This window comes from Pseudomonas fluorescens (assembly GCF_002022275.1).
Classification (GTDB): Bacteria; Pseudomonadota; Gammaproteobacteria; order Pseudomonadales; family Pseudomonadaceae; genus Aquipseudomonas; species Aquipseudomonas fluorescens_AJ.
Genome location: NZ_MSDF01000025.1, coordinates 1 through 10,674 on the forward strand (window position 1 = coordinate 1; position 10,674 = coordinate 10,674).

Annotated in this window: 12 protein-coding genes; 7 read left to right on the forward strand and 5 right to left on the reverse strand. The window is 61.9% G+C overall.

Features of this window, described 5'->3' with window-relative positions:
- Positions 1–28 precede the first annotated feature (28 nt).
- On the reverse strand, positions 29–868 hold the full coding sequence (locus BFW87_RS19360; RefSeq protein ID WP_078741342.1) for a cache domain-containing protein: 840 nt from the start codon (positions 866–868) through the stop codon (positions 29–31).
- Positions 869–919: 51 nt separating this feature from the next.
- Positions 920–1,684: a transporter substrate-binding domain-containing protein gene (locus tag BFW87_RS19365; RefSeq protein ID WP_078741343.1), complete on the reverse strand. Its 765-nt coding sequence runs from the start codon at positions 1,682–1,684 to the stop codon at positions 920–922.
- A 404-nt stretch (positions 1,685–2,088) separates the two neighbouring features.
- On the opposite strand from BFW87_RS19365, the gene BFW87_RS19370 reads away from it, so the two are divergent.
- From BFW87_RS19370 to BFW87_RS19390, 5 genes are all read left to right on the forward strand, one after another.
- On the forward strand, positions 2,089–3,459 hold the full coding sequence (locus tag BFW87_RS19370; RefSeq protein ID WP_139372460.1) for a glutamine synthetase family protein: 1,371 nt from the start codon (positions 2,089–2,091) through the stop codon (positions 3,457–3,459).
- A gap of 322 nt (positions 3,460–3,781) precedes the next feature.
- Positions 3,782–4,381, forward strand: a complete 600-nt coding sequence (locus BFW87_RS19375) for a class I SAM-dependent methyltransferase (protein ID WP_078741345.1) — start codon at positions 3,782–3,784, stop codon at positions 4,379–4,381.
- Positions 4,382–4,503: 122 nt separating this feature from the next.
- A complete protein-coding gene (gene rnd / locus BFW87_RS19380) occupies positions 4,504–5,637 on the forward strand; it encodes a ribonuclease D (protein ID WP_078741346.1) in 1,134 nt (377 codons plus the stop codon).
- A complete protein-coding gene (locus BFW87_RS19385; RefSeq protein ID WP_078741347.1) occupies positions 5,634–5,927 on the forward strand; it encodes a YcgL domain-containing protein in 294 nt (97 codons plus the stop codon). Before rnd ends, BFW87_RS19385 begins: the two co-directional genes overlap by 4 nt.
- Positions 5,928–6,034: 107 nt before the next feature.
- Complete coding sequence (locus tag BFW87_RS19390; protein ID WP_078741348.1) at positions 6,035–6,967, forward strand: D-2-hydroxyacid dehydrogenase; 933 nt, start codon at positions 6,035–6,037, stop codon at positions 6,965–6,967.
- Positions 6,968–7,092: 125 nt separating this feature from the next.
- Here the strand turns inward: BFW87_RS19390 and BFW87_RS19395 are convergent, their stop codons facing one another.
- Positions 7,093–7,686: a nitroreductase family protein gene (locus tag BFW87_RS19395; protein ID WP_078741349.1), complete on the reverse strand. Its 594-nt coding sequence runs from the start codon at positions 7,684–7,686 to the stop codon at positions 7,093–7,095.
- A 153-nt stretch (positions 7,687–7,839) separates the two neighbouring features.
- On the opposite strand from BFW87_RS19395, the gene BFW87_RS19400 reads away from it, so the two are divergent.
- The gene (locus BFW87_RS19400; protein WP_003172524.1) at positions 7,840–8,289 is read left to right on the forward strand and encodes a YcgN family cysteine cluster protein; all 450 of its coding nucleotides are present in this window, start codon (positions 7,840–7,842) and stop codon (positions 8,287–8,289) included.
- A 13-nt stretch (positions 8,290–8,302) separates the two neighbouring features.
- A complete protein-coding gene (locus BFW87_RS19405) occupies positions 8,303–9,523 on the forward strand; it encodes a hypothetical protein (RefSeq protein WP_078741350.1) in 1,221 nt (406 codons plus the stop codon).
- 174 nt (positions 9,524–9,697) lie between these two features.
- On the opposite strand, the gene BFW87_RS19410 is transcribed toward BFW87_RS19405, so the two are convergent.
- Positions 9,698–10,048, reverse strand: a complete 351-nt coding sequence (locus BFW87_RS19410) for a YgaP family membrane protein (RefSeq protein WP_078741351.1) — start codon at positions 10,046–10,048, stop codon at positions 9,698–9,700.
- 68 nt (positions 10,049–10,116) lie between these two features.
- On the reverse strand, positions 10,117–10,584 hold the full coding sequence (locus tag BFW87_RS19415; RefSeq protein WP_003189607.1) for an RNA methyltransferase: 468 nt from the start codon (positions 10,582–10,584) through the stop codon (positions 10,117–10,119).
- Positions 10,585–10,674: the final 90 nt, after the last annotated feature.

Consider the following 10,674-nt stretch of genomic DNA (forward strand, 5'->3'; position numbering starts at 1 on the left):
CAAATAACGGATATACACCCCCCCACCCTCAGGGCGAGTAATACCCCACAGCCACCATAAAGTGCCCGGCCTTACGCACATAAGCATGCTTGTTCTCAACCCGGTCAGTCACCGGGTTCTTCCACCGATACTTGTATTCCCCCTGATCCTGCTCCGCCATGATCTTCAAAATCGGCTCTCCCACCGGCTTCCCGTCCGGGTCCTTGACCTTGGCGAAATCCGTATTCACCAGGCGCAAATCAGTCCCATGCGCCACATAGCGCCCGGTCTTCAGGTCCACCACAAACACATACAAATCATCCTGCAGAAACCCGCCCTGCAATGAGTTGATCGCCTTCAACGTCCCCGCTTCATCCTTCACCAACGCATTCACGGCTTTGTTACGCAGCGACCGGGCCTGCTCCGGCGTGGCGCGTGGCAGGTAGTAGCCCACCGCCAGAATCCGCTCGCCCACGCGCTGATAAAACACATGCTTGTGTTCCACCTTGCCGTCATTCCAGTTTTGCCAGCGGTAGTCGGCCTGCTGAATCCCCTGACCCTCGGGCACCTTCAGCGCAGCCTTGAACGACTGCTGCAAATCCGGCCCCAGCACCTCGGACACGTCCCGACCGATCAACGCGGAGGAGGGGCCGCCACTGGCCAGCAACACACCCTTGGTATCGACCACAAACACATAGCGGTCATGGTCGACAAACTCGCCCTGGCGGCTGAACGCAGCGAAGGCCTTGTCGCCATTGGCCTGGTAATACACCAGGGCTTTGTCCAGCAGTGCCTTGGCGGCCAGCGCGTCTTCCTCTTGCGCTGTCGCCGCGTGCACCTGGCTGCCACACAAGAGCAACAGCCAAGTCAGTCGGAGCAGTGCCTTCATGATCCGTTCCCTCGTTCTTATTGATGTGACCACAGCGTAGACCGCCCGGGCTCAGGGCGCCGCCAGCCATTGATTGACGATGCCGTCGTAGACGCCGGTGGCCACGCTCAGGTGCAACCACTGGTCGACGTAACTTTTCCACGCCACGTCATCGCGGGGCAGCAGGAAGGCCTTTTCGCTGTACTGCATGTGCCGTTCGGGGTTGACCGCACACAGCCCGGGCTTGAGTTTTTGCTGGTAACGCGCCTCGCTGGCGTCGGTGATCATCACGTCGGCCTTGCCTGCCAGCAACTCGTCGAAAATGGTCACGTTGTCGTGCAGGCGGATTTGCGCCTGGCCCAAGTGGGCGCGGGCGAAGACTTCGTTGGTGCCACCCGCCGGCTCAATCACGCGAACCTCAGGCTTGTTGATCTGTTCGACAGTCTGGTAACGCTGCACATCCGCGCAGCGCACCAGCGGGATTTTGCCGTCGACGCCCAGGGCCTGGCTGAAGAAGGCTTTTTTCTGGCGTTCCAGCGACACGGAAATGCCGCCCACGGCGATGTCGCAGCGTTGGGCGAGAAAGTCCGGCATCAGGGTTTTCCAGGTGGTGGGCACCCAGGTGATCTTCGCGTTGAGGCTTTTGGCCAGGGATTCGGCCATGGCGATGTCGATGCCCTCATAGGTGCCATCGGCGCGCAGCGAGGTATAAGGCTTGTAGTCGCCGGTGGTGCAGACGGTGAGCGTGCCGCGCTGCAGCACGTCATCGAGGCGCGATTCGGCCAGGGCCGGAGTGGCCAGACTTGCCAGTAAACAGAAGGCCAAAGGCGCTTTCATGCGGTCGATTCCTTGGGGGCATGATCGGGGCCGCCATTATTTCCAGCAAACCGCAGGGATGGCAATTGTTTAGCCAGGCTGCAACCAAACTCCGTCAACCCTGAATTGAACAACCTTTGTCGGCGTGTGACGCTGGCTGGCATCTACCTCATTGTGACTTCTGCATGGACGGTTCCCCCGACACTCACCCCGAGACATCGCCTGGCGCTTTAGTGCCGAGCCGTCCGACGGTTGTCGAGGCACTGCCCTCCGAGCTGGCCTTCTGGGCCTTGTTCCACTGCCGACACGCGCGCCCACCAGATACCTTTCTCCTGCGTTGATCTGCCCCATGGATGACGCGCACCTGTGCGCATCTGCCCGGCGGCGCCTGCGCGCCTGCCTGACGCAAACGTATGAGAGTTGTCATGAGTGTTTTCGCGAGCCTGCAAGAAGCCCGATCCTTCCTTGAACAGAACCCGGACATCGAGATGTTCGAGCTGTTTATCCTCGACAACAACGGCGTACCGCGCGGCAAGTTGTTGCACCGTGACGAACTGTTGGCGGTGTACGAAAGCGGCCGGCCATTGCCCAGCACCATTCTTGGCCTGACCATCAATGGCGATGACGTCGAAAACTCCGGCCTGGTGTGGGAGGTCGGCGATATCGATTGTCGCGCCTACCCGGTCAGCGGCAGTTTGCAGCGCATGCCCTGGCGGCTGATCCCTACGGCGGCGGTGCAGGTCAGCATGCACCCCACCGAGGGCCTGCCCGCCACCGTGGCTGACCCCCGGCACCTGCTGGAAAAGGTCATCGACGGGCTCAAGGCCGACGGTTATTACCCGGTGATGGCGGCGGAGCTGGAGTTCTACTTACTCGATCAAAAGCCCGACAGCCATGGCCGCCCGCAACCGGCGCGCGATGTGGACGGCAATCGCCCGCGCTCGACGCAGGTGTATGGCCTGCGCGAACTGGAGCAGATCGAGCCGTTCCTGGCCGACCTTTATAGTGCGTGCAAACTGCAAGGCATTCCCGCGCGCACGGCCATTTCGGAATACGCCCCGGGCCAGGTCGAAATCACCCTGGAGCACCGCGCCGACGCGCTGCAAGCCATGGACGAAGCGGTGCGCTACAAGCGCCTGGTCAAGGGCGTGGCCCACAAGCACGGCATGACCGCCTGCTTTATGGCCAAACCGTTCGACGACCTTGCGGGCACCGGCATGCACATGCACGTCAGCCTGGCCGACGCCCAGGGCAATAACCTGTTTGCCAGCGAAGCCGCCGACGGCACACCGCTGCTGCGCCAGGCGGTGGGTGGCATGCTCAGCACCTTGCTCGATTCGTTGCTGATGTTCTGCCCCAACGCCAACTCCTATCGCCGCTTCCAGACCAACAGCTACGCGCCGCTGGCGGCGACCTGGGGCGTCGACAACCGCACCGTCAGCCTGCGCGTACCTGGCGGCCCGGCGAATTCGCGGCATATTGAACACCGCATTTGCGGCGCCGACGCCAACCCTTACCTCGCCGCCGCCGCAATCCTGGCCGGCATCCACCGTGGCATTCGCGAACAGCTCGACCCCGGCGCGCCGGTGGAAGGCAATGGTTACGCCCAGGCCAAGGAATTGCTGCCCACCGACTGGCTGACCACCTTGCGCGCTCTGGAAGGTTCAAGTTGGGCGCGAGATGCGTTTGGCAGCGAGTTTCTGGGGGTGTATCTGGCGGTAAAACGCGCTGAGTATCGCCAGTTTATGGGCGAAGTCGGCGAGCAGGACTGGCGTTGGTACCTGCACCAGGCCTGATCCCCGAGCTGTTCTGGCGAGCGGGCTTACTGTGGCAAGCGGGCCTGTTGTGGCGAGCGGGCTTGTTGTGGCGAGCGGGCTTGCCCCGCGTTGGGCTGCGCAGCAGCCCCAAAACCAGCCTCCGCGGAGTATCTGATACACCGCATTCTTCTTACTGGGGCCGCTTCGCAGCCCAACGCGGGGCAAGCCCGCTCGCCACAGCAAGCCCTCTCACCACAGGGAGATTCGGCAGCCTCCAAGGCTTTCGACCTTTTTTTCACGTTACGCGGGTTAACCTGCCAATCAAGGTCGTTCACTACCGTTCCACTCACATGAGCCCGTGATGCCGTCACAACCTCCATCCTCTATCGAGATTGAATTCGCCGAGCATTGCGACCGCGAGCATGCCCGGGTCTGCGGTGACACGCGCCCACCGGCACTGCTCAAGCGTCTGGGCGCGTGGCGCGATGAACGGTTGGTGCGCCAGGCGCTGAAGGTAGCGGGTGAGCCGGGGTTGATCCTCGATCTTGCCTGCGGTTCGGGGCGCTTCTGGCCGGTGCTGGCCGAACACGTCAACCGGGTGATCCTGGCCTCGGACAATTCCCAGGACATGCTCGACCACGCGCTCACCCATCACCCGGCGTCATTGCTTAAACGTGTCAAAACCTTCCAGGGCTCGGCATTCTCCATCGGCCTGTCGGCGAATGCGGTGGACTGCATTTTCTGCCTGGAACTGTTTCGCCATGTGCCCAGCGCGGACGTGCGCCTGATGTTGCTGCGCGAGTTTCATCGGGTCAGTCGCGACACGGTGATCGTCTCGGTCAGCTCCCGCACGCCCATGGAAGACGAGTTCCGCCACGCCGGCTTCAAGGTCTTGTACCAGCAGGAATTCCTGCCCGGCTCCAAGCTCTGGCGTGTCTACGTCTTGCGTAAGAGAGGATAAGTCCCGCTCGTCGGACTATTCTTCCTCTCTTGTCGGAGTTTTCATGAAGGCGTGTGCACTGCGGATGCTCGCAACTCCCTTTCGCGATATATACTGCGCGCCATTCTTCAAGGGAGAGCCGTGTGGCCATCGATATTCACTGGATCTGCAACAACGATAGCCTCGGCCAGCACTGCGCCGAATGGCAGCAGTTGCCATTCGTCGCCCTCGACACCGAATTCATGCGGGTCGACACCTTTTATCCCATTGCCGGGCTGATCCAGATCGGCGATGGCAAACGCGCTTACCTGATCGACCCCCTGACCATCGACAACTGGCAACCGTTGGCCGCTTTGCTGGAGAACCCGGCGGTAATCAAGGTGGTGCACGCCTGCAGCGAAGACCTCGAAGTGCTGCTGCGCCTGACCGGCAGCTTGCCGGTGCCGTTGTTCGACACCCAATTGGCTGCGGCTTACCTGAACCTCGGCTTCTCCATGGGCTACTCACGGCTGGTGCAAGCCGTGCTCGACATCGAGTTGCCCAAGGGCGAAACCCGCTCGGACTGGCTGCAGCGGCCACTGTCCGACACTCAAGTGAGCTACGCCGCCGAAGATGCGGTGCATCTGGCCGAGGTCTACATTCGCCTGCGCCCGCAATTGTCGGACGACAAATACGCCTGGGTGCTGGAGGACGGCGCCGAACTGGTGGCCAACCTGCGCCGCGAAGTGGACCCGTACGAGGTGTACCGCGATGCCAAGCTGGCCTGGAAACTCTCGCGCGCCCAACTGGCGGTGCTGCGCGAACTCTGCGCCTGGCGCGAGCAGCAAGCCCGTGCCCGTGACCTGCCGCGCAACCGCATCATTCGCGAACACTCGTTGTGGCCCCTGGCCAAATCCCAGCCGGATAACCTCGCCGCCCTGGGCAAAATCGAAGACATGCACCCGCGCACCGTGCGTCAGGATGGCCAGTTTCTGCTGGACCTGATCAAACGTGCCGGCAGCGTGCCCATGGACCAATGGCCACCCGCCGTTGCCGAGCCGCTGCCGGTTGACGCCGCCACGCTGATCAAGCAACTGCGTGCCTTTGGCCAAGCCGAAGCCGAGCGCCTGGACATGGCCCCGGAACTGATGCTGCGCAAGAAAACCCTCGAAGCCCTGGTCAAAAGCGGCTACCCCGATGGGCCTTATTCATTGCCAGACTCGCTGCGTGGCTGGCGCCGCGAGTTGATGGGCCAGGCGCTGCTCGACAGCCTGGCCACTGCCGGAGAACAGCCTTGAAACGTATTTGCTCCATTTATCGCAGCCTGAAAAAAGACGGCATGTACCTCTACGTGCTCAAAAGCGACGCCCTGGAGCGTGTGCCGGAACCGCTGATGATCGCGTTCGGCAAGGCTCACCATGCGTTTGACATGGTGCTGACGCCGGAGCGCAAACTGTCGCGCGAAGACATCGCCGTGGTCCTGGAAAACCTCGACAAGCAGGGTTACCACCTGCAAATGCCGCCGGCCGAGGACGAGTACATCGAACACTTGCCCGAAGAGCTGTTGCGACGCAACGACCCGATGTGATCGGTGGGTGCCCTGCCTGGGGCACCTTCATCCCTGCAAGCGTATTAGTTGGCGGTGGCCGTAAGGAAGCGGGCGGCCGTCTGCACTGTTTTTGAAAGGTTTGAACCATGCGTGTTCTGATTGCTGAACAGGATCACCCGCTCTACGCCCAACTGCTGAATGACGCGGCACCGGACCTTGAGGTCTTGACCAGCGGCGACTCGGCTGAACTGTCGCGCCTGGCTGCTGACTGCCCGATCTGGCTCGGCCAGCCGGATTTGCTTGCCACCCTGTTGCGCCAGGGCCACACACCGCAATGGCTGCAATCGACCTGGGCAGGCATCACGCCGTTGCTCGCCGAAGGCTTGCCCCGCGACTACCGCCTGACCCGTGCGGTCGGCATTTTTGGCCAGGTCATGGCCGAGTTTGTCCTCACCTACATGCTCGGCCACGAGCGCGAGGTACTGGCGCGACTGGTCAGCCAGGTCGAGCGTAAGTGGGACAACCGCATGGGCCAGAGCCTGGCGGGGCGCAAGGCGTTGATCGTGGGTACCGGCGATATCGGCCAGAGCGTTGCCGACTTCCTGCTGCCGTTTGGTGTGAAGCTGTATGGCATTGCCAGCACGGCGCGTGAGCAGGCGCCGTTCATCGAAGTGGCCGGGCTGGATCAACTCGGCCGCTTGGTGGGAGAGGTGGATTACGTGATCAACCTGCTGCCCAACACGCCCGAGACCCACGATTTGTACGACGCGGCGCTGTTCAAGCAATTCAAGCCGACCGGGTTGTTTATCAACGTCGGGCGCGGTGTGGCGGTGGTCGATGCCGACCTGGTCGAGGCCTTGAAAGAGGGGCACCTGGCTGGCGCGGTGATCGACGTATGCCGTCAGGAGCCGTTGCCGCAACGCCATCCGTTCTGGACCGCGTGGGGCTTGCTGCTGACCGGGCACAGCTCGGCGCCGACGTCGCCGTCGATGATGGTGGCGTTGTTTGTGCAGAACCTGCGGGCGTATCAGGCCAAGGAAGCGTTGCGCGGGGAAGTGAGCTTCGAGCGCGGTTACTGAGTCAACACTGATCAGAAATGTGGGAGCGGGCTTGCTCGCGAATGCGGTGGATCAGTCAATGATGTAGTGACTGATCCACCGCATTCGCGAGCAAGCCCGCTCCCACATTTAGTTCTGTGTCAGTCTCAGAGACTGAAGTCGCCTTCCGATACCAGCTCGCTCAACGGCTTGCGAGGGCTTGGCACTTCACGGCCTTGCAGGTACTCCGGCAAAGTCGATTTATCGCCCAGTTTGCCCACGGCCACCGCCGCGTGCAGCGCATAACCTTCTGGAATCTTCAGCTCTTTGCGGGTCAGCTCCTGATCGAAACCGGCCATTCCATGAGTGTGCCAGCCGCTGATGCTGGCTTGCAGCGCCAGGTGGCCCCAGGCCGAGCCGGTGTCGAAGGTGTGCCACAGCGCCGGGGTTTCTTCGGTGGCGCCAGGGGCGGTGAAGTCGGTTTTTGACGCGATGATCACCAGCGCCGAGGCATGTTGCGCCCAGTTGCGGTTGAATTCGTTGAGCAGGCCCAGGAAGCGCTCCCAGTCCGGCGTGTCACGGCGCGCGTAGAGAAAACGCCATGGCTGCGAGTTGTAGGCCGAGGGTGCCCAACGTGCGGCTTCGAAGAAACTCAACAGGGTGTCTTTCGGGATGCTTTCGCCCGTGAAGGCGCGGGGCGACCAGCGTTCGGTGAACTGGGTGTGGATCGGGTGATCGGCAACGCGTGGGTTGGTGCTCATGGGCGGTTCCTGAGGGTCAATTCGGCGTTCAAAGCTACTGCGCGCCCGCTAGACTGACAAGTGTTGTTACACCGCAGGTCGTAAGCGCTTGGCCCCACGGGCCTGTGGCACTAGACTGGCGGCCTTTTCACCTACCGATACTGATACAGAGCCATGGCCGCCAAAGTCGAACCTTTCTGGATACGCAAAACCCTTGAGCACCTCGACCAGGAGGAGTGGGAGTCGTTGTGCGATGGCTGTGGCCTGTGCTGCCTGCAAAAGCTTGAAGATGAAGACGACAACAGCGTTTATTACACGCGCATCGCCTGCAAGCTGCTGGACCTGAAAACCTGCCAGTGTACCGACTACCCCAACCGCCGTGCCTCGGTGCCGGACTGCATCCAACTCACCCCGGGCCAGGCCGACCAGTTCAAATGGTTGCCGCCGACCTGCGGTTACCGCCTGGTCAGTGAGCGCAAAGACCTGCCGCTGTGGCACCACCTGGTCTGCGGCGACCGCGACGCCGTGCACCACGAACGCATTTCTCAGTCCGGACGCATGCTCAGCGAAGGCAGCGTGCCCGAAGACGACTGGGAGGATTACCTGATCTTCCGTGCGGGCTGAAAAAGGAATGTGTATGAGGGTGGCAGTCAAGCTGGCGGCGAGCCTGATGTTGCTGGCGTTCAGCGGGCCCGGTTGGTGCGCGAAGAAAGTCGACCTGGATTATCACGTCAAACTGCTGCCCCAGAGCGAGCAGGCTGAAGTCCGCGTGAGCCTGTCCCAGGGTTCGGCGGTGCGCAGCCTGGACTTCGACCTGGGGCACGCCGGCGACTACAGCGACTTCAAGGCCGACGGCCAGTGGAAGGTCTCCGGCAGCCGTGGCGTGTGGCAGCCGAGCGCCGACAAGGCCAGCCTGACTTACCGCGTACACCTCACGCACGCGCGCAAACCGGGCCTCTATGAAGCGCGAATCACCCCCGGCTGGGCATTGTTTCGCGGTGAGGACCTGGTGCCGACTGCGCGGCTCGACCAGCAGGACGGCGTCGAGCTGGTCTCGCGTTTGATGTTCGAGCTGCCGGCCGGCTGGAAAAGCGTCGAAACCGCCTGGCCACGCATCGGCAAGCACAAATTCCGTATCGACAACGTTTCGCGCCTGTTTGACCGGCCCACCGGCTGGATGCTCGCCGGCACTTTGGGCAGCCGTCGCGTGCGCCTGGGCGAGACCGACGTCACCGTGGCCTCGCCCAAAGGCCAGGCCATGCGCCGCATGGATGTGCTGACGTTGCTGACGTTCGTTTGGCCTCAAGTGGAGGCGGCGTTCCCGCGTCACCCGGCGAAACTATTGGTAGTGGGCGCCAGTGACCCGATGCGCCGTGGCGTGTTTTCGTCGCGCGATTCGATCTACCTCAACAGCCGCACGCCGCTGGTCAGCGAAAACGGCAGCAGCCCGTTGATCCGCGAAGTGGTGCAGGCCATCGGCCGCTTCAACAACCATCAGAGCAGTGACTGGATCAGCGAAGGGTTGGGCGAGTATTACGCCATTGAACTGGTGCGGCGTGCCGGCGGTATTACCGATGAGCGGTATGCAGCGATTCAGGCGCGGTTGGCGAAGGAAGGCAAGGGCGTCACCACACTGCGCGGCGAGCACGTCGGCGCGGCCACGGTGGCGCAGGCGGTGTTGCTGTTGCAGGAACTGGACCGCGAGATCCGGGTGAAAACCCACAACAAGCGGTCTCTGGATGATCTGGCGCAGGCGGTGATGCGCGCGAACAGCACCACCACGCCGGAGTTTGTGCAGTTGGCAGAGAGCATCATTGGCGAGTCGTCAGTGGTGCTGGATAACAAGCTGTTGCGTTGATTTCCAAGTCTTACACAAAACAAAATGTGGGAGCGGGCTTGTGTGGGAGCTGGCTTGCCTGCGATGGCATCACCCCGGTTTGGCTGATACACCGAGGTGTATGCATCGCAGGCAAGCCAGCTCCCACACAAGCCAGTTCCCACCTTGAGATCTCCTACATTTTGGAGTGCGGGCTCAGGCCGTAGTTTTGGTCGCCTTCTCTGCCGCCACTTCCGCCTTGGTCTTCAAATTCTTCAGCTCCGCACCCGCGCGCTCGATCTTTGTGCGCACGCTGTTCATTTCCTGGCGGCCCTGTTCCAGTTTGTCCTTGAGCGAGCTATGCCCGGTAAAACCACGGGCCAGTGCCACGCCGCCGATCGCCACCTGGATCAACCCGAAAATACCGCCACGACGCAGGCCTTTGCCGACCATCATCACGCCGCCGGCCACCGAGCCGATACGTTCCCAGCCATGCACATTTTGCGTGGGCTGAGGCTCAAGCGAATCGTGTTCGATGATAGGTCGCAGGATTTTGCTGTCGCTCATGATCTGTCTCCAACAAGGGCTAGTGATATGTAGCTGACTGCCAGCAGACGCCGGATGTTCCCAAAAAATCAGTACTTGGGGCCCGAGCGGGTGTTGTTGCCCTTGGCCAGGCGGTCGTAGAGCACCACATTGACGGTGGCGGCGAGGTTCATGCAGCCGGTGGTCGGGATGTACACCACGTCTTCGCACCAGTCGCGAATCTCTTTGTCCAGCGAGCCGTCTTCCGGGCCGAAAATGTACAGCGCGCGGTCGGGGTGGGTGTATTCGGGCAGCGGGCGGGCGCCTTCCACCAGTTCGACGGCGACCGGGATGCAGCCCAGCGGCAGAATCTTTTTCAGGTCATCAATGCCGATCAGCGGAATGTCGTGGTGGACTTTCTTGGTGTCGGTGATGAAATCCCGCGCGCGCTCGTAACGCACGCCGGTGTAGAACACCGAGGCCACGCCGTAGCAGCCGGCGGCGCGCATCACCGAACCAACGTTTTCGGGGGATTTGGGGTTATACAGACCGATGCAGCTGTAGCGTTTATTGCCCACGGGGAAGGGTGCCTTGGAGAAAAGCGGCGATTATACGGGGGTGGGCGGGATCAAGATATGTGTTGCTGGTCAGACCGCCCTCGCAGGCAA